Genomic DNA, 24,807 nt, shown 5'->3' on the forward strand with positions numbered 1-24,807 from the left:
GAGAATGTACGTGACTTGAAGTAGCTCGACTGCTGAACTGGAGGTAATGAAGGTCGGGCAGAGTTCTGCCGTATACTTTTTTTCGAAATTCAGCTCGTCGATCATCGGTTTCGCCGCTACCTTCTACATCGCCCGAGTTCTCGGGGCGAGCGGGTACGGAAGCTATACGCTCGCATTGACCGTGCTCGCCTGGCTGAAAATCGGCGGCCGCATCGGGTTGGGTTCGGCGATTACGAAGCGAATGAGCGAGGGAGACGAGCCAGCGGCGTATTTCGTTACCGGATTCGGGATGATGGCTGCCGTATTCGCGATTGCCGCCACGCTCGCGCTCGCGTTTCGAACCCCCATCGAAAGCTACGTCGGAGCGTCAGTGCTCTCGATCCTGCTGGTGCTTTTGGGTGCCGAACTCTTCCGATCGTTCACCGCTGCCGCACTCAAAGGACAGCACCTCGTTCACGTCTACGCCGTTCTCGACCCGATCAACGTCACGGCTCGGAGCGTCCTTCAGATCGGGATCATCGCCGTCGGCTTCGGAGTCGGTGGACTGCTGGCTGCGTACGCGTTCGCTTCCGTGGCTATCGGACTGGTAAGCCTGATTTTCCTCTCGGTCGGCCTCGCACGGCCGACCGTACGACACGCCAGGAGCCTCTTCGACTACGCGAAGTACGCCTGGCTCGGTAACCTGAAGAAAATGTCGTTTAGCTGGATCGACGTCACCGTCCTCGGCTTTTTCGTCTCACAGTCGCTCGTCGGAATCTACTCGATCGCGTGGAGCGTCGCTGCGCTGCTGACGATCTTCAGCAAGGGAATCAGCGAGACGTTGTTCCCCGAGATCAGCAAACTCTCGACGCGTGACGACCTTTCGATGGTCCAGAATCTCGTCACCGACTCACTCCGGTACAACGGACTGTTCATGATACCAGGACTGGTCGGCGCTGCAATCATCGGCGAACGCGTCCTGTTGATCTACGGGCCGGAATTCGTCGGCGGTGCGACAGTACTTATCATCCTGATCTTCGCCCGAACGATCTATAGCTACCAGAAACAGCTCGTCAACACGATTAACGGACTCGACAAACCGAACATCGCGTTCCGAATCAACGCAGTTTTCGTCGTCGTGAACGTCGTTTTCAACGTCGTGCTCATCTGGCAGTATGAACTACTGGGCGCAGCAGTCGCGACGGCGCTCGCAGCGACGGTGAGTCTCGGCTATGCTTACGTGGCGCTCGAGGGACTCCTCGAGTTCGAGATTCCTATGATCGACGTCGTCCACCAGTGTCTGGCTGCCCTCGTAATGGGTCTCGCTACCTATGGGCTCGCTACGTTGGCACCGCCGATGGAGGACTCGGTTTCCGGCCACTTGATTACGGTCGCGATCATCGGCATCGGCGCGGGGATCTACTTTCTCACGTTGCTTGCCATTTCGAGTCAGTTCCGATCGACCGTCGAACGAAACCTCCCGTTCGACGTGCCGGCGATCGGCCGGTAGCCGGCCGAGTCTGACCAGTGATTCTATTGCGTCTCGTTGAGCGACCAGCAGACTCGAGGTCAGGTCGCCGTTGCAGTGGTTATTCGGTATCCACCGCTATCGCGGCTCTTCGACCCGTCGAACGAACCGGCGCACAGCGTCCGTAAACGCTTCGGGTCGGTGGAGGTTGCAGATGTGGCCGGCACCCTCGAGGACCACTACCTCCGCACCGCCGGCCGCTGCGTGCTCGTCCTCGCCGCTGCGCATGAGTTTGTCGTTCTCACCGTTGATCACCAGCACCGGCCCGGGGTAGGACTCGAGCTTCGCCCGGAAGTCCCGGCCCGCGACGTCGGGCCCAGGCGTGCCGAACTCCTGCGGGAAGATGCCCGACTCGAGGATCTCGCGCTCGTGTTCCGGGGCCAGCCCCCGGTTTCGCACCCATCGCTCGCCGAGCCGCCGGACGGCGTTCTCGAGCGTTTCACTGCGGGTGGCCAGGCGAACGAGCGCTCCGGTCGCCCGGGTCATGACGTCGAACGTTCGAACGGGGTTGACGCTGCTGCCGGCGATCACGAGCCCGTCGACCTTTTCGGGGTAGCGGCTCGCGTACTCCGTGATCGCGTAGCCGCCCAGCGAGAGCCCCACCAGTATTGCCCGGCCGCCGGCTTCGGACTCGACGACCGCGTCGAGGGCGTCGATGGCCGGTTCGAGGTCGAACTCCGCGTCCGCCCACGTCCCGTGGCCGGGGAGGTCAGGTGCGATGACGCGAAACTCGTCGGCGAGGGCGTCCCGCTGTGGGGCCCACATCTTGCGAGTGAACATCGCACCGTGAACGAACACGATCGGCTGGGCGTCCGGGGGGCCGGCGACGTCGATGCCGCGGACCGCTTGGGAGGTGGTCGCGTCGGACATACACACACCGAACGGGGCTGTGAACCGTAACGGTGGTGCCGGCAGATCGAACCCGGGGCTCGAGCCAGCCGCCCAAGCCCACTGACGTCCGTCCCGAGAGCGCCGAACACGAAACACCTAACACGGGTGGCTGGAGTACAACCGAACATGAACGACGCCAGCGCGGCCCGGGACGATTGCGTCCTCGAGCCGTGTGACGCCGTTTTCGTAGGGGCTCCCTAGCCCCGCATCCCCTACCCCGTTTCGACGGATGTATTGTCGCCGATCAGTATTCACCGACCAACGGTCAGTACGCACGATGACAGCCCGATCACCGCGACGTTCGATCCCGACGTACCGACGACGCCCGCTCCGGGCGGTGAGACTATGAGCATGGACGCACCCGAACGGGAAGCCGACAACGACGCCGCCCACGAGGAGCCGAGCCTCGAGGGCGAGTACGAGCCCGAGGCGGTCGAGAGCCGCTGGCAGCGACGGTGGGTCGACGAGGAGGTCTACGCCTACGAGAGCGACCCCGAACGCGACCCCAACACGGTGTACGCCATCGACACGCCGCCGCCGACGGTCTCGGGGAGTCTCCACATGGGCCACCTCTACGGCCACACGCTACAGGACTTCGCGGCCCGCTTCCAGCGGATGGCCGACGGCGAGGTCCTGTTTCCCTTCGGCTACGACGACAACGGCATCGCCAGCGAGCGCCTGACCGAGCAGGAACTGGACATTCGCCACCAGGACTACGAGCGCCGCGAGTTCCAGGAACTCTGCCGCGAGGTCTGTCAGGAGTACGAGGCCGAGTTCACCGAGAAGATGCAGGGCCTGGGCTGTTCGATCGACTGGAACAACACGTACAAGACGATCGAACCCCGCGTCCAGCGGGTCTCTCAGCTTTCGTTCATCGATCTCTACGAACAGGGCCGCGAGTACCGCAAGAAGGCCCCCGCGATCTGGTGTCCCGACTGCGAGACGGCCATCTCACAGGTCGAGATGGAGGACGACGAGCGCGGCTCGCACTTCAACGACATCGCGTTCGAGGTGGCCAGCGACGGGACTGACCGCGACGAGTTCGTCATCTCGACGACCCGGCCGGAGCTGATTCCGGCCTGCGTCTCGGTCTTCGTCCACCCGGACGACGACGAGAACCAGGATCTGGTGGGCGAGACCGCCCGCATCCCGATCTTCGGCCACGAGGTGCCGATCATCGCGGACGACCGCGTCGACATGGAGAAAGGCAGCGGGATCGTGATGTGCTGTACCTTCGGCGACCAGAAGGACATCGAGTGGTACCAGGCCCACGACCTCCCGCTGCGGGTGGCCATCGACGAGTCCGCGACGATGACCGACCTCGCCGGCGATTACGAGGGCCTCTCGACGGAGGAGGCCCGCGAGGCCATCGTCGAGGACTTAGAGGACGAGGGCTACCTGCGGGACCGCTGGGAGATCTCCCACACCGTCCAGGTTCACGAGCGCTGCGAGACGCCCGTCGAGTTCCGCGTCTCCAAGCAGTGGTACGTCGAGATCCTCGATCACAAGGAGGAGTACCTCGAGGCCGGCCGGGAGATGGACTGGTACCCCGAGAAGATGTTCACGCGGTACAAACACTGGATCGAAGGCCTCGAGTGGGACTGGCTGATCTCCCGCCAGCGCGACTCGGGGATCCCGTTCCCGGTCTGGTACTGCGCCGACTGTGACACCGAAATCGTCGCCGAGAAGGCAGAGCTGCCGGTCGATCCCCTGAGCGACGAGCCGCCGGTGGATAGCTGTCCGGAGTGCGGCCACGACGAGTTCGTCCCCGAGGACGACGTCTTCGACACGTGGGCCACCTCCTCGCTAACGCCGCTGATCAACGCCGGCTGGGACTGGGACGCCGACGCGGAGGAGTTCCGGATGGAGAAGCCGGAGCTGTACCCGTTCGACCTGCGCCCGCAGGGCCACGACATCATCTCGTTCTGGCTGTTCCACACCGTCGTCAAGTGCTACGAGCACACCGGCGAGGTGCCCTTCGACGCGACGATGATCAACGGCCACGTCTTGGACGAGAACCGCGAGAAGATGTCCAAATCGAAGGGCAACATCGTGGCTCCGGACGAGGTGCTCGCGGACTACCCCGTCGACGCCGTCCGCTTCTGGGCCGCCAGCGCCGCCGTCGGCGACGACTTCCCGTACCAGGAGAAGGACCTACGAGCGGGTGAGAAGCTCCTGCGAAAGCTCTGGAACGCCTCGAAGCTCACCGACACCCTCGCACCCCGTGATCCCGAGGAACCCGAGGAACTCGAGCCGATCGACCGCTGGCTGCTCGCGGAACTCGACGACGCGATCGCGGAGCTGACGGCCCACTTCGAGGAGTACGAGTTCGCGAAGGCTCGCGACCGCCTCCGGACCTTCTTCTGGAACACCTTCTGCGACGACTACCTCGAGATCGCCAAAGGACGGGAGGACAACCCCTCGACGCAGTACGCGCTGCGGACGGCTCACCGAACCTTCCTCGAGCTGTGGGCACCGTTCCTGCCCCACGCGACCGAGGAGATCTGGCAGGCCGTCTACACTGACGACGGTGCCGATCTCGAGGACAGCAGTATCCACACCCGCGACTGGCCCACTCCGCAGGGGTACGAGGCCGATCTCGAGGCCGGCGAGACCGCCATGGAGGTCATCTCGGCGTTGCGACGCTACAAGAGCGAGCACCAGTTGCCGCTGAACGCCGACCTCGAGTCCGTCTCGGTGTACGGCCCCATCGAGGGCTTCGAGGACGCGATCCAGAACGTGATGCACGTCCGGGAGCTGACGGTTCTCGAGGACGAGCCCGAAGTGACGACCGAGGTCGCCTCGATCGACCTCGACTACTCGACGCTCGGGCCGAAATTCGGCTCGAAGGTCGGCGAGATCGATTCCGGTATCGAGAACGGCGAGTACGAAATCGTCGAGGACGGCGCGGAGCCACGCTCCGCGGATAGCTCGAGTAGCGCGGAACGGAGTTCCGCGGACAGTCACGCGGCGAAGCCGCGAGACGACGGCGATGAGCCGCGAGAGGGGCGCGTCCTGCGAGTCGCCGGCGAGGAACTCGGCGAGGACCTCTTCGAGGTCGAGTACGAGCGGACCTACTCCGGCGAGGGCGAGATGATCGAGACCGAGTCGGCGGTCGTCATCCTCGAGGACTAACCTGCGGGCGTCCGGTTCTCGTCCGCGTCGTCGGCACTCGTCTCCGCCGCCGGTAACGTAACCGAGAACGTCGTGCCGCCCCCAGGCTCGGACTCGACGCGGATGTCGCCACCGTGGCGTTCGACGATACGCCGGCAGACCGCCAGTCCGATGCCGGTCCCGGGGTGTTCCTCGTGGCTGTGGAGTCGCTGGAAGACCTCGAAGATCCGATCCTGATCGTCGGGGTCGATGCCGACCCCCTCGTCGCGAACCGATATTTCCCACATCGCTCCCGTTCGCTCAGCGCCGACCCGTACGTGCGGCGGGTCGTCGCCGCTGTACTGGATCGCATTGCTGAGCAGGTTCTGGAAGACCTGCCGCAACTGGCTGGCGTCGCCGTCGACGCGAGGCAGTTCTTCGGCCACGACGTCGGCGTCGCTCTCCTCGATCCGTACCCCGAGGTCGTCGCGGACGTCCGCGAGAATCGCGTTCAGGTCGACCGGCTCGAGGGGGTCCCCCTGCGTTTCGACCCGCGAGTACTCCAGCAGCCCCTCGATCATCTCGCGCATGCGCTCGGCCCCGTCGACGGCGAAGTCGATAAACTCCAGCGCGTCAGCATCGAGGTCGTCGCCGTAGCGGCGCTCGAGTAGTTGCAGATAGCTCGTCACCATCCGGAGTGGCTCCTGCAGATCGTGGGAGGCCGCGTAGGCGAACTGCTCGAGTCGCTCGTTCGAAGCCTCGAGTTTTCGCTCGTACTCCTTGCGTTCGGTAATATCGCGGAAGTAGACCGACAGCCCCGACTCGGAGGGGTAGGCGGTAAACTCCAGCCAGGCGTCGAACGTCGCGGCCTCGACGTCGAAGCTGACGGGTTCCTGGGTCTCCATCGCCGTCTGGTACTTTTCACGGAACAGCGGCTCCGTCGGCTCGGGAATCGTCTCCCAGACGGGCCGGCCGAGCAGTTCGTCCCGTGAGCGGTCGATGATCGCGGCCGCCCGTTCGTTGAGGTGGGTGTACCGCCACTCCTCGTCGAGCGCGTAGAACGCGTCCGAGATGCGACCGAGAATCTCGCTCAACTCCGTCTCGAGTTCGGCCTTTCGCTGCTGGAGCTGCCGTTCCCGGGCCTTGAGTTGGGTCACGTCCTTGGCCGCGGTGACGATCCGTTCGATCTCGCCGTCGGGGCCGTAGACCGGTGCCGTATTTACGCGGAAGTGGAGCCGTTCGCCGCTCGGCGGTTCGAACACCAACTCCTCGTCGAAGACCGGTTCGCCGGTCGCTACCACGCGCGCCGACGTCGTCTCCGTCGAGTCCAGCAGCTCCCCGTCTTCGTCGTAGATCCTCCACTCGCCGGTATCGACGGGGTTCTCGCGGAACTCCGCCTCGGAGAGTCCGAACGCCTCCTGTGCGCGCTGGTTCGCCCGGATCGTCTCGCGCTCGGCGTTCTGGACGGCGATCGCGATCGGTGCCGTCTCGAGCAGCTTTTCGGTCTGATCGGACTCCCGTCGGAGTTTCCGTTCGCGCTCCTTGCGCTCGGTGATGTCGTCGACCGAAATCGCGATGAGCGCGTCGCCGTCGTCGCCCGCGATCGGTGTAGCGGTAATCGACCGCCAGCGGCGGTCGCCGGACGGCCGTTCGACCTGACACTCGTAGTCGGTGACCGACTCTCCGGTATCGAGGGCCCGCGTCCACGGTCGGTCATCGTGTGGAATCGGGTCGCCGTCGTCATCGTAGAGCGTCCAGCCTTCGACGGTGGCAGCCGAACGATCGTCGTCCAGATAGGGTAGTTGGTCGAAGAGCTGTCCGTTCCCTCGGACGATCGTCCCGTCGGCCGCGACGATGCCGATACCGACCGGCACGGTTTCGAGGACTCGCTCGGCGAGCGAGCGGTCGTCTTCCTGTCCCTGGCCGGCCCTATCTCCCCCTGGCGACTCGTCCCGAATCGGCCGCCGGCTTCCATCGACGCGTCCGTCGTACGGCTCTCCCGCCGGTCGCCACCAGACGGTGGTGCCGTCGATTTGCTTGGTTCGAAGCTCGTTGCTCTCGGTCAGTTCGTTCAGCGCGAGTCGGGCCGCCCGTGTGTGACACGCGAGCCGCTCGGCGACTTCTCCGGCCGTGACCGGGACGCCAGGAGGGCCTGACTCGGCGAGGACGTTCCGCACGTCCTCGAGTGAGACGTCCGGGCCTGAACCGGGAACTCCCATGGGACTCCCTAGCGACAGATGAATAAACGTGTGGCGCTCGGCTCGAGACCGTGTCGACGGCTGACGTAGCTTTCAGCGTCGTTTCCGTCAGTCGCTGTCGAACGATGCCGGGCGGGTTACGACCCCTGGTCCGGCGTCGTTCCGTCGTCGACCCGAAGTGCGAGCTTCTTCGCGTGGATGGCGAGTGCGAAAAAGAGCGCGAGCAGCGTGAACGTCACCTCACCGGCGGCGATGACCCCGAGCGCGTCAGCGCCGAGAAACAGAGGCGTGTCACGCGACACCGGGACGGACGTGTGGTGTAGCTCGCCGAGGATCGGTACGAAGTAGTCGACGACGAGGTTGCTGGCGTACCACACGAGCGCGACCGCGACGCCCCCGACGGAGAAGTCGGTGATCCGGTGGAGCACCAGCGCCTGGACGACCATCGCGAGGTGGCTCCAGAAGAGGAACTGGTACATCAGCGGATGGGTCTGCGCGGTATAGGTCTCGTGGAAGACCAGCAGCGTGTACGGCGTCCACAGCCCCAGAATGACGTTCCCGAAGAACGCAAGCGCCGTCAGCCAGGGCTGCTCGCGACCGAGTTTCCACGCGGCGATCGCCAGCGCGATCAGCAGCGTCGCCATCGGGCTGTCCGGCACCCACGGCCACATGGCGGTCGGCGTCCCGGCGAACTGGCCCGAGTAGTACCAGAAGCCAAAGGCCGTCCCCGCGAGGTTGATCGCGACCACGAGCCACGCGAACCGGAGTCCGAGGTCCTCGATCGTCTTCGGGACGGGGGCGAGATATCGCGGCAACGGATCGCGGTCGGGCAGCCCGGTCGACGAAAGCATCGTTCGGCCTCACGGACGGTACGTGCAAAACGATAGTGGTCTCGGTCGAGAGGTCGGGGACTGCCGTCGTCGGGTCGGCTACCGGACCGACAGGTGGTCAAAGGACACCTGTAAGTGGAGGCGGTTCGAACGCCCACTCATGCCAGAGAGCACCGATCTCGAGGAGCTTCGGCGGGGAACCGACCTCGTCAAGCGTGGGTTCGCCCGAATGCAGAAAGGCGGCGTCATCATGGACGTCGTCGATCCCGAACAGGCCCGCATCGCCGAGGAGGCCGGTGCGGTGGCCGTAATGGCGCTCGAGGCCGTCCCCGCGGACATCCGCAAACGCGGCGGCGTCGCCCGGATGGCCGACCCGGCGGACGTCGAGGAGATCGTCGACGCCGTCTCGATTCCGGTGATGGGGAAGGCCCGCATCGGCCACACCAAGGAAGCCCAGATCCTCGAGGCCGTCGGCGTCGACATGATCGACGAGTCGGAGGTACTCACCCCGGCCGACGACGCCTACCACATCGACAAGCGCGACTTTACCGCACCGTTCGTCTGCGGTGCGCGCAACCTCGGCGAGGCCCTCCGGCGCATCGACGAGGGTGCGGCGATGATCCGCACGAAGGGCGAAGCGGGAACGGGCGACGTCAACCAGGCGGTCCACCACCAGCGCAACATCAAGAGCGCGATCCGGAAGATCGAAGGGATGACCCACGAGGAACGGGAGGCCTACGCCCGCGAGATCGAAGCGCCCGCCGAGTTGGTCCACGAAACTGCCGAACTCGGTCGCCTGCCGGTCGTCAACTTCGCGGCCGGCGGCATCGCGACGCCCGCCGACGCCGCGCTGATGATGCACCACGAGTGTGACGGCATCTTCGTCGGCAGCGGCATCTTCGGCGCGGAGAACCCGCCCGCGATGGCCGAAGCCATCGTCGAGGCCGTCAACAACTGGGACGACCCCGAGGCACTCGCCGAGATTTCGAAGAACCTCGGCAAGGGGATGAAAGGCGACGCGAACGTCGACCTCCCTGACGAAGAGAAGTTGCAGGGTCGGGGCGTCTAAAGCGGAACCACTACGTTCGCCGTCGAACGGCGATGATACCGGAAGCCGACGGCTCTGTTACTGAACGGCCACCGTTCCGACCAGATACGCGAGATACGTCACGAGCGACCCGAGCGCGAACGAGAGGACGCTCGAGGGAGCGATCACCGCCCCGGCAGCGACGCCGACGAGCGCGAGGACCACGCTAGCACCCTGTACGACCGGCCGCTCCCAGTAGAAGCGAACGGTCCCGTGGGCTCGAGTCGCGGCGAGTTCGAACGCGATCGTCCCGAGACCGCCGACCGCGGCGGCCGGCCACCGGATCGACGCGTCGACGGCGGCGACCGCGATGACGACGGCGGCGAGAACGACGGTTGCGAGCGCAGCGTCGGTTCGTGAAACCATCGTCGATTCCACGGGCATAGCGTCCGTTGACCGCCCTCAGTCGCGATACAACCGTGCCCCGTCTCCCACCGCGGTCTGGTAGGCCCGACTGTCGACGCCGGCCGCGTCGAAGGCGTCGATCATCGCCGACGCGACCGCGCGGCGACTCGAGCGCCGACAGACCGCGAGCACGCCCGGACCGGCACCGCTGACGGTGACGCCGGTCGCGCCGGCCTCGAGGGCGGACTCGCGGACGGCCTCGTAGCCCTCGATGAGCGCGGCCCGTTCCGGGGTGACGATCTCGTCTTCCATCCCGCGGCCGACGAGCACCGGATCGTCTCTGGTCATCCCGACGGTGAGCGTGGCCGCGCTGCCGACGGTGTCGACGACGTCCGACAGCGCGGCGCGCTCGGGGACGACGTCGCGAGCGTCGCGCGTCGAGACGGTCGTCTCCGGGAGACAGACCACGAGCGGAATCGAGGCGTCGACCTGCGTCACGCCGTCGGCAGTCGCGACGGTGAACCCGCCAAGCAGGGACGGCGCGACGTTGTCCGCGTGGGCTTCGCCCGAGACGAGCGCTTCGCCTTCGGCGGCGATCGGTACGAGTTCCTCGCGCGAGAGGCCACGGTCGTACAGTTCGTTCAACGCCAGGGCAGCCGCGGCCGCGCTCGCGGCCGACGATCCCAGCCCCGACGAGGGACGAACGCCTTTGTCGATGCTGATCCGCGCGGGGGCGTCGAGCGCGTCGGCAACCGCACCGACGGTGTTCTTTTCGGGGTCCTCCGGGATGTACTGGCTCCCGGTTCCGGTGACGGAGATCGTCGTCTCGGGCGCGCGTTCGACCCGAACGACGTCCGCGGGCGTCTCGAGTGCGACCCCGAAGACGTCGAAGCCGCTCCCGAGGTTCGCGCTCGTCGCCGGGGCCCGAACGGTGAGCATGGGGAGTGCTTGCCACAGTGTACGCAAAAAGGTAGCGACCGACGGCAGCGACCCGCCTCGAGCGCCGAGTCGGCGACCGCGAATCGGCTCGTGCCGAGGTTACTCGTCGTCGTCGGTTTCGCCGAACGTGAAGACGTCGTCCGTGGTCGACGAGTCGGCTTCGTCGGCGTCCGTCTCCTCGGGTGCGTCGTCCGCGTCGGTCGACGCCGTCGCTTCTGCGTCCGCATCGTCGTCCGCGTCCTGGCTCCCGTCGTCGGTATCGTCCGCGTCGGCGGGTGCGAGGGGATCGGCCCCGTCGTCGCCTTCGTCCGTCTCGTCGTCGACCGGTGCGAGCGGGTCCGCCGCACCGTCGTCGGTCTCGGGTTCCTCGTCCGCGACTGAACCCTCGGCCGCCTCGATCAGGTCGTCGCCGTCAGTTGCCTCGTCGTCCGCGTCGGCCGCCTCGTCGTCTGTCGTCTCCGACTCGTCGGACTCGGCCGTGCCTTCCTCCGTCGTCGGCTCGAGTTCGATCGCGTTCTCGGCGAGCGGATCGCTGGAATCGTCGGCCGTCGACTGGGCCGGCTCCGCCGCCGACGCATCCGCCCCATCGAGCGTCTGCTCCTCATCGTTCGCGTCCGAACGTGCGATCGGGTCGTCCGTGTCGCCGTCCTCGACGTCGTCGGTCGACTCCGATTCGAGATCGATCGCGCCGACGTCGTCGGTAGCGGACGCCTCCACGTCGGCGTCGGACGACGCGTCGGTCCCAGCCGCGTCGTTCTCCGGCGCGGGCGCTTCGATCGCGTCGTCCGTCGCGGGTGCCCCAGCGGTCTCGTCCGCGGATGCCTCGCCGTCGTCGACCTCGTCCGACGAATCGGCGTCGTCGTCCTCGTCGAAGCCGAGGATTTCGTCGGCGTCGATTTCGTCGGCCGTCGACTCCTCGTCCCCTGGGGCGGACGCCTCGATCGCGTCGTCGGACTCGAGCGTGATGCCGTCGCCACCGGAGTCGTCGGCATCGTCGTCGCCATCTTCCGGCTCGACGAGTCGACCGCGTCGGTCCTCGACGTCGGTCTCGAAGCGGTCCAGCGCCGTCGAGAGCTGCGTGGACTGCGAAGAGAGGTTCGACGCCGCCTTCGTCACTTCCGTCAGGGCGGTCGTCTGTTCCTCCGCGGCGGCGGCGACGTTCTGGGCCTCCGAGGTCGTCTGTTCGGACACCGTCGCCGCCTCGTCGACCATGGCGACGACCTCCTGGGTCGAGGCCGCCTGCTCTTCGGTCGCCGCGGAGATCTCCTGGACGCCCACGTTCGTCTCGCGGGCGAGGTCGGCGATCTCTTCGAGGGCCTCGACGGCCTCCTGGACGCGGTCGCCGGCGTCCTCGACGTCCTCGCTCGTGCCTTCGACCTCGGCGGTCGACTGTTCGGTCCGCTCGCGGATCGCCTCGAGTCGCTGTTCGGCCTCGTCCGCGGCGTCGGCGACGTCCTCGGAGAGGGCCTTGACCTCCTGGGCGACGACGGCGAACCCTTCTTCGTCCTCGCCGCTGGCCGAGCGGGAGGCCTCGATGTTGGCGTTGAGCGCCAGCATGTTGGTCTGGCGGGCGATCTCGGAGATCGAGTTGATCAGTTCGTCGATCTGCTGGACCTCCTCTTCGAGGCGGCGCATCTCGGCGACCGCGTCTTCGGCCTCCGATTCGACCGCGTCCATCGCCTCGATGGCTGCCCGGGCGGCCGCCTGTCCTTCCTTGCCGGTTTCGACGGTCCGTTCGGCGATGTCGGCGACCTCGTTCGAGGAAGCGGCGATCTCCTCGGTGGTCGTCGAGAGGCCGCTCATCTCCTGGTTGACCGACTGGAGCGACTCGTTCTGTCGTTCTGCCCCGTCGGAAATCTCCTGGATCGACTCGGTCACCTGCTCGGAGGCCGACTGGACCTCCTCGCTCGAGGCCGTCACCTGCTCGGAGGCGGTCGCGACGTCGGTCGCGAACTGGCTCAGTTCGGCGACGGTGGTCTCGATCTCCTCGAGCATCTCGTTGAAGTCCTCGGCGATCGCTTCCATCGCCTCGTTCTCGCTCTCTGCGTCCATCCGCGCCGTGAGGTCACCTTCCGCGGCGGCCTCCATCACCTCGCTGTACTCGTCGGCCTTGTGCTCGAGGTGGTCGTTGATCTGTTGGGTGCGTTCGCGTTCCTGTTCGGCCTCCTGGCGGGCCTGTTCGGCCTCCTCGATCTGTTCGCGCAAGGCGACGCGCATCGAGTCGAAGCCCTCGTAGAGCCGGCCGATGTTGTCGATCCGTTTCGTCTCGAGGTCGACGTCGAGGTTGCCCTCTTCCATCTCGCCGGCCTTGCGGGTCAGCCGGTCGATCGAGACGGCGGTGTTGCGTCCCAGTACCGCACCGATCAGGCCGATCAGGAGCACGCCGCCGGCAGTCGCGTACGTCCCCCAGTCGTTGACGGTCTGGACGAACCCGTAGGCCTGAGTCGCCGGTTCGTGGGTGACGATCACCCAGTCGGTGCCGTGGACGCGTGCCGCGCTGACGACGTAATCTTCGTCGGGGAAGTCGTACGCGTCGAGGACGGACGCCGTCCCCGCATCCACCTGTCGGGTCGTCGGCCCCTTGGTCCGGGCGTCGTCCGTAATCGCGGTGTCGTCGTAGGATTCGCCGAGCATCTCGTACGAATCGAGACCCTCGATGTCCGCGCCGTAGCCGGCGTTGTCGAGGATGATCTCGTTATCGCCGTCGACGACGATCGACCGAACGCCCTCGGCGTCTTCGAGTCGGTTGCCGTAGGCCTCGAGTTCGGCCGTGTAGATGACCGCGCGATCCTCGGCGTCGGGAACCGACAGGACGTACGTGATGACCGCGGACTCCTCACCGAGTTCGCCCTCGGCGACGTACGGCTCCGAGACCCAGGGGATCTGGGTCGTCGCTTCGGCGAACGAGTCGTCGTCGACGGCCTGGAGGTCGTCGACCGACGCCTGTCGGAGCGAGTCGTCGGTACTCGCGAGCACCGTTCCCGCCGCCGTGTCGACGTAACTGATCGCGAAGCCGTCGTCGGCGATGTGTTCGTCCCACTCGAGGAACCGCTCCTCGATCGCCGCGGGATCGTCGCGGGTGACGACGTCCGAGTACGCGATGTTGGTTATCATACGCTCGTTCTGTTCGTTCCACATCTGCAGACCCTGGGCTTCCTGACTGGCGAATGAGGTCTGGTCCGTCTCGACACGGTCCTCGACCTCCGCAGTGATCCCAGCAGTCGCGACGAATCCGATCAGCCCGACCGACAGCCCGAGAATCAGGAGAACGATCCCGAATTTGACCGCATACCTGCGTCGAATGGCTGCCGGTACCAACCGTCGAGCAATATCCATGGATATCGGACGGGTGCCCTTGGTGGCACATAAATTGTAATCCCCAATTATCGCCCCTGATAATTCGATCCGGATTCAGGGACGCATATTGCACGGTTCTGTAGGAGCGAGTACAGTAGTTCATCCCGAAATATTAAAAGAGCTGGATGGGTATTCCAGAATGACATGACCAACAGTGCGCGGGCGGACCCCGACGACGACGGTCGGAACGAGCGGGACGGATCGACGCGACGGCGCATGCTGCAGGCGTCGGCGGGAACGGCGACGGTCGCCCTGGCTGGCTGTCTGGACACGGTCGACGTTTTCGGCGGAACTCCCGAAGCGGACGAGACTGTCACAGTCGGCGTTCTCGCCCCGAATCCGGAGAAGGACGTCAGCGGACGGGCGATCGAACGCTCGGCACGTGTTGCCGTCGAACTGCTCAACGAGAACGACGGCATCGACGGGACGGACGTCGAACTCGTCGTCGGGAACACCGCCGGCGACCCCCTTGAGGCGCGCCGGGAGTACCACCGACTCGTCCTCGACGAAGAAGTCGACGTCACCGTCGGAATCTCGACGAGCGAGGTCCTCGAACACCTCATCGACGACATCGCCGAGCAGGAGACGGTCCACATTACGGCCGGCGCGGCGACGACGGCCCCAACCGACCTCGTTCGAGACGAGTACGAGGACTACAAGTACCACTTCCGGGCCGGCCCGATCAACGAGTACGACCTCGGACAGGCACAGATCGACTTCCTCAACGACATGGCTCCGGACATGGGCTGGGAGTCGATCGCCCTGCTCGCGGAGGATTATAGCTGGTCGCAAGGGGCCTGGGACACATTCCAGACCCGTCGGGACGAACTCCCCGTCGAGATCGTGATGGATCGACGGTACGCGCCGGCGATCGACGACTTCACCGACCTCTACGACGAGGTCGAAGCCGCCGGTGCCGACGCGGTCTTCATCTCGACGGCACACACCGGAAACGCGGCCGTGCTCGACTGGCAGGCCGACGAACGGCCGTTCGAGTTCGGCGGCATTCACGTTCCGATGCAGTACCCCAACTATTACGACGCACTCGGCGGTGCCTGCGAGTTCGGCATCGGCCAAAGTAGTGCGCCGATGGGGGCCGAACTCACCGAGGAAACGCCGCGGTTCGAATCGGCCTACGAGGAGCGATACGGCGTCTCCATGCCCGTCTATACCGGCTATTTCGCGTACGACGCCGTCTCGCTGTTCGCCGAAGCCGTCGAACAGGCCGGCAGCCTCGAGTCCGGTGAGATCGTCGAAGCCCTCGAGGAGATCGAAGGGTTCGACGGCAGCGCCGGCACGATCGAGTTCTACGGTCGCGATCACGAGTACCCGCACGATCTGGTGTACGAGACCGGTGAAACGCTGTACTTCCAGTGGCAAGAACAAAACGGCGAGGGCACACAGGAGGTCATCTGGCCCGAGGAACACGCCACGTCCGACTACGTCGAACCCGACTGGTTCTAGACGGCGCGGTTCGCTCGCTCAGCACCGCTTCTCTTCCGGTCTTTTTACGGCAACCGTTCGTCGGGCGTCAGCACGCAGTCACCGTGTCGAATCCGCTGAACGGCAGCGACAGCACGTCGGTACCGTGTCGATCGGTGAGTGCCGATCGCCACCTCCGAGCGCCACAAAGGTTAAGATACGTAATTAAGTGAATGATAATATGGGAGAATTTCCTCGGGGTAGAGGGGATGCTGCGGGCAAGCGAGCGACGAACGGTCGCCGACGGCTTCTGACGACGGCAGCAGGGATCGGCACGGCGTCGCTTGCGGGCTGTCTGGGCGACCGGGATTTGGGGGACATCGTCGTCGGTTCGACCGACGGAAGCGAGGAACCGGTGACGATCGGGGTACTCGCGCCGGATCCGGACGGCGACTTCATCGGCCGCTCCATGGCGCAGGCGGCCAGCGTCGCCGTCGACGAACTCCGTAACCGGGGAGGCATCGACGGCCACGACGTCGAGTTGGTCGTCGGGGACACCGCCGCGAACCCGCTCGAGGCGCGCCGGGAGTACCACCGCCTGATCCTCGAGGAGGGGGCGGACGTGACGGTCGGCGTTTTCGACAGTCCGTCGCTCGAGTATCTCATGGACGACATCGCGGAGCAGGAGACGCTCCACCTGACGACGGGGGCGGCGACCGCCAGGGCGAGCGAACTGGTCCGGGAGGAGTACGATCGGTACAAGTACCACTTCCGGGTGGGGCCGACCAACGAGTACGACCTCGGTCTCAGCGTCGTCGATTTCGTCAACGAGATGGGGCCGGAAATCGGCTGGGATACGATCGCCGTCCTCGTCGAGGACTACCCCTGGGCGGACGGACCGTGGCAGGTCTACCACGAACAGTTCCCGTGGACGAGCGTCGACGTCGTCCTCGAGGAGCGGTATCCGCCGGCGATCGACGACTTCGAGGGTCTGTACGACCGAGTAGCCGAGGCCGGTGCCGACGCCGCACTCGTGGGAACGGCACACACCGGCACCGAAGCGTTGCTGGACTGGTCCTATCCGAACCGTCCCGACCCCGACCCGGAGCCCTACGGGTTCGCGTTCGGCGGCACGCACGTCCCGATGCAACTGCCGACGTACTGGGAACGGACCGGGGGCGCGTGTCGATACGGGTTCAGCAACGTCAGTGCGACGGCGACCAGCGACGTCGGCGCTCTCACCCAACAGTTCGTCAGCGACTACGAGGACGCGTTCGGCAGCACGCCCATCTACACCGGCTATCACACCTACGAAGCGATCCTCATGTACGCCGAGGCCGTCGAACAGGAGGGGTCGCTCGACGCGGACGACCTCGTTCCGGCCCTCGAGACGATGTCGTTCGACGGCGCGACGGGGACGATCGAGTTCTACGACCGCGACCACGACTATCCCCACGACCTCGAGTACAGGAAGTCGGAGACGCTGTTCTTCCAGTGGCAGGAGCGCGACGGCGAGGGCGTCCAGGAAGTGATCTGGCCCGAGAAACACGCCACGTCCGACTACGTCCACCCACACTGGGTCTGAGCCCCATCGACGGGTCGTCGTCCGACGACCGATCAGTCGTCGGCTCCCGTCTCGAGCGCCCGATTCTCACCGACGAACCGATCCAGGCCGACGACCAGCGCCGCCGACAGGAGCGCGCCGGCGACGGCGAACCCCGCGACGACCAGGAAGAAGGCCCCGGTCGAGAACCCGCCCAGGACGAAGCCACCGATGGCGATGCTCGCCGCACCGAACCCGAACTCGCCGAGATAGGTGTAGCCGTAGGAGAGCCCGCGCGTATCCGCCGGCGTGTAGACGGCGACGGCGTCCTGGTAGAACGGCTGGATGGCAAAGAGGAAGAAGCCGAAGACGCCACAGAGGGCGACGACCGACGCGAGGCCCATCCCCGTGACGGGGACGAACGCGACCGCGAGGGCCGCGAGGACCGCAAACAGCGCCGCGAGGCCGCGTGCCGGTTCGAGCCGGTCGGTCAGTTTCCCGCCGGCGTACTGGCCGGCCATCCCGACGACGAGCAGGCCGACGTAGATGTAGTCGGCGGGTTCGATCCCCTCGAGGCCTGCCGGCAGCGCGAGCGCGTCCATCGCGGGCAGCCCGTGGAGGATTTCGGGGAGGTACGTGAGCATCCCGCGGTAGTAGAGGCCCTCGAAGGTGACGATGACGAAAACGATGGCGAACGCGCTGGCGAACAACGCCCTGGAGTTCGAGACGAGTTCGGACAGCGACAGCGACTCGGCGGGGGCGGCGTCGACGTCGTTCTCGACCGCCGCAGTCGGATCGAACTCCGCACTGAGACCGTACGCCAGCGCGATCACCCCCGGTATCGCGAGAATCGCGGCGACGAACTGCCACTCGAGGCCGATCAACAGCGTCGCGGCGACGAAGGGACCGAGCGCGATACCGACGTTCCCGGCGATGCCGTGCCAGGCGAAGACGGTGCCGCGTTCCTCGACGCCCGTACTGATCAGCGCCAGACCCGCGGGGTGGTAGATGCTCGCGGCGACGCCCCACAGCACCAGGCCGAGCGCGATGCCGTAGATCGACGGGCTGGCCGCGATGACGAGAAAGGCCGCGCTCATCCCCCCGAGACAGACGAGCACGAGCCGTTTGGGTCCGTACCGATCCGCGAGGATGCCGGCCGGGAGCGCCCCGAGACCGAAGGGCGCGTAGCCCAGCGCGACGACGAGGCCCATCAGCGCGACGCCGATCTCGTCGAACTCGGCGAGCCAGACCACCAGAAAGATCGGAATCGACGTCTCGAACCAGTGGACCAGCGCGTGCCCCGCCATCGTAAAGCCCGCGATCGCTCGATCGTTTCCCTCCATACTCGGTGTTGAATCCGCACCGCTGGGCCTACTTAGCCGCTTGGAAGCGGGCCGCGTCTGCCGCTGCCCGTCCCGGACGGCGCGACAGACGGTGGGTCACGTCGTCGGCGACCAGCCTCGGGGTCGGTTCACTCGTCCACGCCGACGGCCTCGTCGGCGTCCACGTCGGCCGGTTCCTCCTGCCCCCCGACGACGAGGTCGCCGTCCTCGGTTTCGACGTAGACGTCGTCGGCGAACCCGCCCTCCGCGTGGGGATGTTCGGGATCCTCGAGGTTCTCGGGGGTCGAGGGGGCCTCGGGCAGGCCCTCCGGCGGCGCGAACTGCCCGAGGGGGTCGTCGATCGTCACGTCCCACGTCTCGAAGAACTCGCGGTAGCGATCGTAGTGGGCCTCGAGTTCGTCGGTCGGGAACTCCATCATCTCGGTCCAGCCGTGGTTGTAGAAGTCGAAGTTGGCCTGGATGTGGGTGATCTCGCGGGCCTCGGCCTCGCTGTAGCCGTCCTGGAGGGCCCGGAGGTAGGCGTCGACGGTCGCGTCGAACAGGGCGTCGAGGTGGGCCTCGCGCTCGTCGGCGTGGTCCGGATCGGCCTTGCCGAGGAACACCCGCGTGTGGAGTCGGACGAGCCCCGACTTGGCGACCGAGCGGACGCCTGGCGTCTCGAGAGCCTTGCGGGACGCGAAGTGGCGCGCGTTCTGACGGAGTTTCATACCCCATCGTAGGGCGGGTGTGGTAAAGAACGTACGGACGATACGGGACCTCGAAACGGGAGCGACGGCAGTACGTAGGGTCGACGTCGGCTTCCGTGGGCGTCGAAGACGGAGGCAAACGTTGCAATCCGAAAATCGATATCGGAACCGGGCCGTTTCGAAAACGATGGTAACTTGGACGCCGGAATTTGCGACGACTGTAACGTCGGTTCGGCCGTCGAGGCAAAAGCGACGAGATAGCAACCCACTTTAACCCGCATTACGAACCATCCGATCATGACTCAGTACGTTATCATCGGGGACGGTATTTCCGGCAGTTCGGCTGCCGAGACGCTCCGGGAAGAGGACCCGGACGCGGATATTACCGTCATCACCGATGAGGGAGAGCCACTGTACAATCGCATTCTCATCAAGGAACACGCGAAAGGCAAACTCCCCGAGGCCCCCATCTCGATCCACGACGAGGAGTGGTACGACGAACGCGACATCGACCTCTCGCTGAACACCCACGTCACCTCCGTCGATACCGACGCGAAGACCGTCCGTACCCACGAGGGCGAGGACCACGAGTACGACAAACTGCTGATCGCCACCGGCGGGACGCCGACGCAACTGCCCGTCGAGAACAGCGACGCCGATGGCATCCACCACTTCTGGACGTTCCAGGACGCCCGCCGGATCCGCGAGGCGGCCGAGAACTCCGAGCAGGCGGTCATCGTCGGTGCCGGCCTGCTCGGCATCGACTTCGCCGCGGTCTGTGGCGCGCAGGGCATCGAGGGCAAGTACCTGATGCGCGGCGACCGCTGGTGGCGCTACGCCCTCTCCGCCGACGGCGCGGAGATCATGCACGAGGGAATGCGCGAGAAGGGCGTCGAACCCGTCTTCGACAGCGGCGTCGACCGCTTCGAGGTCGACGACGACGGTCACGTCGAAGCCGCCGTCGACCCGAACGGCGAGCGCTTCGAGTGTGACTGGGCCGGCGTCGCCATCGGCCTGACGTTCAACACCGAATTCCTCCGCGGGAGCGGGATCGAACGGGACAACGGCATCGTCGTCGACGAGTACATGCAGACCAACCTCGAGGACGTCTACGCGGCCGGCGACATCACGAGGTTCTACGACGTCCTGCTGGGCGAGCAGGCCCAGAACGGCTCCTGGGGCTCGGCCAAGGAACAGGGTCGGGTCGCCGCGGTCAACATGGCCGCCGACGCCGAAGAAGAGGAGTTCGAGTGGGTCTCCTCCTACTCCATCACGCACTTCGACTTCCCGTTCCTCTCCTTTGGCCACCCGACGCTGGGCGACGAACACGTCGAGCGCAAGTACAGCGACACCGAGTGGCGACGCATCGCCTTCAAGGACGGCAAGATCGTCGGCGGCGTCCTCATCGGCGACCTCTCGCCCCAGAGCAAGTTCAAGCAACTGATGCGCGAACAGCGGGTCGTCGCCGACCAGGCCGAGGTCCTCCTGGAGCAGTCGGTCGACCTCGACGAACTCGCACCCGCTCAGGAGCAGTAACGACCCCCTCGTTTTCGACGTCGCAGTTCGGGTTCCGTCCCCGATAGGCAGTCTTTCGCCCTCAACTGATCCGTCCCTGCGACCGGACGGTCCGTCCCAGACAGGGCTGCTTGCGATGACAGGCTATCAAACGAGGTGGGTGGCCAGGGTACGTTTCGGGCGCTTCGGGAATGAGTACCAAAACGCCAAGCGAGGCCGACATCCTTCGGCCGATACGCAAGACGTCAAAGACGTATTACGTGGTGTTCGCTATCGCCGCCCTGGCACTGGGGGTGTTCCTGGTCGGCTGGTTCTACCAACTCGCCGAGGGGATGGCCGTGACTGGCCTCTCCGACTGGGGGACCGGCGGCGGCGTCACCTGGGGGGTGTACATCGGCGCGTTCATCTGGTGGGTCGGCATCGCCCACGGCGGGATCATCCTCTCCGCCGCGGTTCGCCTGCTGGGGATGGACCGGTACATGCCGGTCGCACGGCTGGCCGAACTGCTGACGATCGCCGGCCTCTCCGCGGCCGGCTTCTACATCATCGTCCACATGGGCCGGCCCGACCGGATGGTCACCAGCGTCATCGGTCACTACCACATCACGGTCCACAACTCGCCGCTGGTGTGGGACGTGACGGTCATCACGGCCTACTTCGTGCTGACGGCGACCTACCTCGCGCTGACGCTTCGCTACGACGTTTCCCGGCTCCGTGACGACCTGCCCGGCCACTTCGGCCCGGTCTACAGCATGCTGACGATCGGCTACAGCGAGCGGGAGGACGAGATCGTCCAGCGGATGGTCTGGTGGCTCGCGCTGGCGATCATCATCATGGCCCCGCTGTTGCTCCACGGCGGCGTCATTCCCTGGTTGTTCGCCGTCCTGCCGACCTACCCGCGCTGGTTCGGCGGCGTCCAGGGGCCGCAGTTCCTGACGATCGCGCTCACGTCGGCGATCAGCGGCGTCATCCTGCTGTCGTTTGCCTTCCGGCGCGCCTACGACTGGGAGCACATCATCACGGACGACGTCTTCCGCGGCCTGTTGCTCTGGCTCGGCTTCTTCTGTCTGCTCTTCCTCTGGCTCCAGCTCCAGCAGGTCACCACCGGGACGTTCAAGCCGCCCGTCGACCTCGACGCCGCCTGGCACGCCACCCTCGAGGAGCCACTGTACGGCGTCGCGATGGCGATGGTCGCGACCGTCCTCGCGTTCATCTTCGCCCAGACGATCCGGCCGTCGCTGTTCACCAAGGGACGAGCCGTCGTCTGTGGCGTCGCCGTGTTGCTGGCGACGCTGACCGAGAAGGTGCTGTTCGTCATCGAGGGCTTTCTGCACCCCTCGTTCGAAATCTACCGCGCGACGCCCGGCGAGTACGTCCCGAGCCTCATCGAAATTTCGTCCATTCTCGGTACCATCGGGCTGGTGGTACTGTTCTTCCTCACCGTCGCGAAGGTGTTCCCGGTCGTCGAACTCCACGCGATCGAACACCTCCGGGAGGACCACACCCACGAGGAACCGGCGACCCACGACTGACAGCCCCCGTCTCGCCGTTCGCTCGACGATACCAGCCCGCAGGCGATCGATCGTCTCGGCGATCGCCAGCCCGGCCGAACCTGCCGTCTACGGGGACGTCTTTCCATTGCCCAGGAACGAGTACGCGAGCCCCGTCGCGGCTACTCGGAGTACCCCTCCTGGAGGAACGCACCCTCGGTCTCGTAGATCGAGACGAGTTCCTCGACGAACTCCTCGCGCGACTGCTCTTCGTCGCGGTGACTGTCGATTCGCTCCACGAGCTCCTCGCTGAGTTCGAGCGTGTGTGTCATGACCAACCCCTACCGGAACGTCGATCCCACTGGTCAAATACCCCCGGGTCGCAGCCTCCGGGGACAGGACGAGCGAGAGACGGCCCTCGAGCGAGCGGACGTACGTAGCGGGGAAAACGGAGCCATGGAGCGTGTGACAGGGTCCGTGGCTCCACGGGTGAGTACGCTCCGTTCGGCGAAAAGCTTCACGCCGCGAGAGACCGCGATCCGGTCCCGACGGCAGCGCCCGTCGAACCTGCTCGTGTCACCGCTCGAGAACGGGCACCCAAAGATAGATTACGGGACCGTCCTAGCACAGAACCATGTCCGGAGTCGAACCCGGGACTCCCGAGGGGTGACGCGATGGAGATCGACATCCAGTCCCTCGAGACGTACAACGACCTCGCCCGGGAGGGAAGCCAGTCGGCGGCGGACGCGCTCTCGGAACTGACGGGGAGCGAGACCCACGTCGAGGTGACCGGCGTCTCGATACAGTCGCCCTCGGACCTACGGAGCGCGTTCGGTGACGGCGAGTTCGGCGGCGTGCGCGTCTCGCTGAGCGACCCGCTGGCCGGCGAAACGGTGCTCGCGTTCGACGAGCGAGCGCGAAACGCGATCACGAACCAACTGGTCGACGGGGACGATCCCGACCGGGCCGAAAGCGCCGTCGTCGAGGTCGGCAACATCGTCGTCAACGGCTTCGTCAGCGGCTGGGCCGATCACCTCGAGACGAAGGTCGAGACTTCGCCCCCGACCTACGTCGAGGGGACCGGCGTCGACGTCCTGCCGGACGGAACGGTCGCCGACGAGGAGACAGTGCTGGTCTTTCGGAGTCGCGTCCACCTCGTCGACGCCGACGTCGCGTTCCGCATCCTGTTGCTCCCGAACGTCGACGCTCTCGAGGGCCTGCTCGAGCGCGGCACCGACGGCGGCGTCTCCGTCGAGAAACTCCGGGTGTTCACCGAGATGACCGAACGCGGCGCGGCCCGGGCCGCCGAGAACATCGGAACGATGACCGGCCTCGCGGCCGACGTCGAAGTCAACCGGCTGACCTTTACGCCGATCACGGACATCCCCCACCAGGTGGGGGACGACCGACGCGTCGGCGCGGTCGTCACCTACGCCGGCACGCCGAGTGGCTATCTGGCGGTACTGTTCGATCCCCCGTCGGCGCGGACGAGCGTCGAGGCCCTCGGCCCGGTCGCGTTCGACGACGACGGGGAGTGGGGGCCGACCCAGCGCGAGGCGCTCGAGGAACTCTGTAACGTGATCGTCAGCGGCTTCCTCGACGGCTGGGCGAACGTCCTCGAGACGTCGATCAGACACTCGCCGCCCGAGTTCGTCGACGACATGGGCTCCTCTATCGTCAGCCCGATGGTCGCCGACGTCGCTCGAACCGAGAGCCACGCCTTCCTGCTGGATTCGACCATCGAAACCGCCGACGCCGAGGCGATCCGGTGTCAGCTGTTCGCGTTGCCCCGTCCGGGCGAACTCGAGGCGGCGCTCGGCGACCTCCTGGTCGAGCGGGCCGAACGGACGCGGGCCGATCCCGACGAGGTCTTCTGACGGACGCGCCGCTCGCGAACAGTTCGAACCGCGACCGAAAAGGTGGTGCCTCGTTACAGTTTTCGGTAGCCGCTCGCACCGCCTGCGATCAGTGCGATGCCGGAAGCGACCGTGACATAGATCCCGATCCCCGCGAACTGGAGCCCATCTGCGACCGTAAGCACGGCGAGGATCGAGGTCAGAGCCCCGGCCGCGACCGTGACGAGCATCGATATCTTATCGAAGTCTCGATAATACGCCAGACCACCGGCCACGATTGCGATAACGGCTACGAGCTGACCAACCCGTGACTGGTATCCCGGCGTCGCCGCGAGCCCCATGACCGACACCCACGGCAAGAGCACGCCGACGATCGTTCCGACGGCCCCGCCCAGAATGATCTTGGCCTCGAGACCGAGGTCCGTGTCGGTTGCCGCTCCACTTGCAATACCTCCCCCAGTTGTTGTGTCAGTTCCCATGACAGCCACAAAACAGCAATCCTAATTAAATGTTGTGTTCGAAGTAGTTGGTGAAGAAAATCAACCAGTTGAAAGTGAATAGAAAACCGTTCTGAATTCCCCTCCGACGGAACGGATCGACGTCCGCCAACGCTGTGAAGGGCGACGCGTCCGCCGTGGGACAGCAGGCCGTTCTCGGGTCCCCATAGGTTCCCTGACCAGCCCAGATCAGGTTGGCCGTAGCCGA

Annotated in this window: 18 protein-coding genes; 8 read left to right on the forward strand and 10 right to left on the reverse strand. The window is 65.8% G+C overall.

Going from position 1 to position 24,807, the window contains the following annotated elements; genetic code table 11:
* The first annotated feature begins 46 nt into the window (after positions 1–46).
* A complete protein-coding gene (locus TX79_RS12050; protein WP_049927687.1) occupies positions 47–1,489 on the forward strand; it encodes an oligosaccharide flippase family protein in 1,443 nt (480 codons plus the stop codon).
* A 96-nt stretch (positions 1,490–1,585) separates the two neighbouring features.
* Here TX79_RS12050 and TX79_RS12055 read toward each other — a convergent pair whose 3' ends face one another.
* Complete coding sequence (locus TX79_RS12055) at positions 1,586–2,377, reverse strand: alpha/beta fold hydrolase (RefSeq protein ID WP_049927688.1); 792 nt, start codon at positions 2,375–2,377, stop codon at positions 1,586–1,588.
* A 366-nt stretch (positions 2,378–2,743) separates the two neighbouring features.
* On the opposite strand from TX79_RS12055, the gene TX79_RS12060 reads away from it, so the two are divergent.
* On the forward strand, positions 2,744–5,533 hold the full coding sequence (locus TX79_RS12060) for a valine--tRNA ligase (protein ID WP_049928377.1): 2,790 nt from the start codon (positions 2,744–2,746) through the stop codon (positions 5,531–5,533).
* On the opposite strand, the gene TX79_RS12065 is transcribed toward TX79_RS12060, so the two are convergent.
* A complete protein-coding gene (locus TX79_RS12065; protein ID WP_049927689.1) occupies positions 5,530–7,710 on the reverse strand; it encodes an ATP-binding protein in 2,181 nt (726 codons plus the stop codon). The genes TX79_RS12060 and TX79_RS12065 overlap by 4 nt on opposite strands.
* A gap of 116 nt (positions 7,711–7,826) precedes the next feature.
* Complete coding sequence (locus tag TX79_RS12070; RefSeq protein ID WP_049927690.1) at positions 7,827–8,540, reverse strand: DUF1405 domain-containing protein; 714 nt, start codon at positions 8,538–8,540, stop codon at positions 7,827–7,829.
* A 139-nt stretch (positions 8,541–8,679) separates the two neighbouring features.
* Between TX79_RS12070 and pdxS the strand changes: the two genes are divergently transcribed.
* Complete coding sequence (pdxS, locus tag TX79_RS12075) at positions 8,680–9,588, forward strand: pyridoxal 5'-phosphate synthase lyase subunit PdxS (protein WP_049927691.1); 909 nt, start codon at positions 8,680–8,682, stop codon at positions 9,586–9,588.
* 57 nt (positions 9,589–9,645) lie between these two features.
* Here the strand turns inward: pdxS and TX79_RS12080 are convergent, their stop codons facing one another.
* From TX79_RS12080 to TX79_RS12090, 3 genes are all read right to left on the reverse strand, one after another.
* A complete protein-coding gene (locus TX79_RS12080; RefSeq protein ID WP_049928378.1) occupies positions 9,646–9,972 on the reverse strand; it encodes a hypothetical protein in 327 nt (108 codons plus the stop codon).
* Between the two features lie 36 nt (positions 9,973–10,008).
* Positions 10,009–10,890 carry a homoserine kinase gene (locus TX79_RS12085; protein ID WP_049927692.1) on the reverse strand — a complete coding sequence of 294 codons (882 nt, stop codon included), beginning with the start codon at positions 10,888–10,890 and terminating at the stop codon, positions 10,009–10,011.
* Between the two features lie 99 nt (positions 10,891–10,989).
* Positions 10,990–14,226: a methyl-accepting chemotaxis protein gene (locus TX79_RS12090; protein WP_049927693.1), complete on the reverse strand. Its 3,237-nt coding sequence runs from the start codon at positions 14,224–14,226 to the stop codon at positions 10,990–10,992.
* 165 nt (positions 14,227–14,391) lie between these two features.
* Between TX79_RS12090 and TX79_RS12095 the strand changes: the two genes are divergently transcribed.
* Complete coding sequence (locus TX79_RS12095) at positions 14,392–15,711, forward strand: ABC transporter substrate-binding protein (protein WP_049927694.1); 1,320 nt, start codon at positions 14,392–14,394, stop codon at positions 15,709–15,711.
* A 199-nt stretch (positions 15,712–15,910) separates the two neighbouring features.
* Positions 15,911–17,254 carry an ABC transporter substrate-binding protein gene (locus tag TX79_RS12100; protein WP_049927695.1) on the forward strand — a complete coding sequence of 448 codons (1,344 nt, stop codon included), beginning with the start codon at positions 15,911–15,913 and terminating at the stop codon, positions 17,252–17,254.
* Positions 17,255–17,286: 32 nt separating this feature from the next.
* Here TX79_RS12100 and TX79_RS12105 read toward each other — a convergent pair whose 3' ends face one another.
* Together TX79_RS12105 and TX79_RS12110 are read right to left on the reverse strand one after the other, a co-directional pair.
* Positions 17,287–18,555: an MFS transporter gene (locus TX79_RS12105; protein WP_049927696.1), complete on the reverse strand. Its 1,269-nt coding sequence runs from the start codon at positions 18,553–18,555 to the stop codon at positions 17,287–17,289.
* A gap of 128 nt (positions 18,556–18,683) precedes the next feature.
* Positions 18,684–19,262 carry a DUF6149 family protein gene (locus TX79_RS12110; RefSeq protein WP_049927697.1) on the reverse strand — a complete coding sequence of 193 codons (579 nt, stop codon included), beginning with the start codon at positions 19,260–19,262 and terminating at the stop codon, positions 18,684–18,686.
* A gap of 276 nt (positions 19,263–19,538) precedes the next feature.
* On the opposite strand from TX79_RS12110, the gene TX79_RS12115 reads away from it, so the two are divergent.
* Together TX79_RS12115 and nrfD are read left to right on the forward strand one after the other, a co-directional pair.
* On the forward strand, positions 19,539–20,777 hold the full coding sequence (locus TX79_RS12115; RefSeq protein ID WP_049927698.1) for an NAD(P)/FAD-dependent oxidoreductase: 1,239 nt from the start codon (positions 19,539–19,541) through the stop codon (positions 20,775–20,777).
* A gap of 170 nt (positions 20,778–20,947) precedes the next feature.
* Positions 20,948–22,288 (forward strand): NrfD/PsrC family molybdoenzyme membrane anchor subunit, encoded by a 1,341-nt coding sequence (nrfD, locus tag TX79_RS12120; protein ID WP_049927699.1) that lies wholly within the window; start codon positions 20,948–20,950, stop codon positions 22,286–22,288.
* Positions 22,289–22,428: 140 nt separating this feature from the next.
* Here nrfD and TX79_RS19695 read toward each other — a convergent pair whose 3' ends face one another.
* Positions 22,429–22,578: a DUF7557 family protein gene (locus TX79_RS19695; protein ID WP_195892496.1), complete on the reverse strand. Its 150-nt coding sequence runs from the start codon at positions 22,576–22,578 to the stop codon at positions 22,429–22,431.
* A 342-nt stretch (positions 22,579–22,920) separates the two neighbouring features.
* On the opposite strand from TX79_RS19695, the gene TX79_RS12125 reads away from it, so the two are divergent.
* The gene (locus tag TX79_RS12125; RefSeq protein ID WP_049927700.1) at positions 22,921–24,123 is read left to right on the forward strand and encodes a chemotaxis protein CheC; all 1,203 of its coding nucleotides are present in this window, start codon (positions 22,921–22,923) and stop codon (positions 24,121–24,123) included.
* Positions 24,124–24,176: 53 nt separating this feature from the next.
* On the opposite strand, the gene TX79_RS12130 is transcribed toward TX79_RS12125, so the two are convergent.
* Positions 24,177–24,581 (reverse strand): hypothetical protein, encoded by a 405-nt coding sequence (locus TX79_RS12130; RefSeq protein WP_154660513.1) that lies wholly within the window; start codon positions 24,579–24,581, stop codon positions 24,177–24,179.
* Positions 24,582–24,807 lie beyond the last annotated feature (226 nt).

It is taken from the genome of Halopiger goleimassiliensis, assembly GCF_000455345.1.
GTDB lineage: Archaea > Halobacteriota > Halobacteria > Halobacteriales > Natrialbaceae > Halopiger_A > Halopiger_A goleimassiliensis.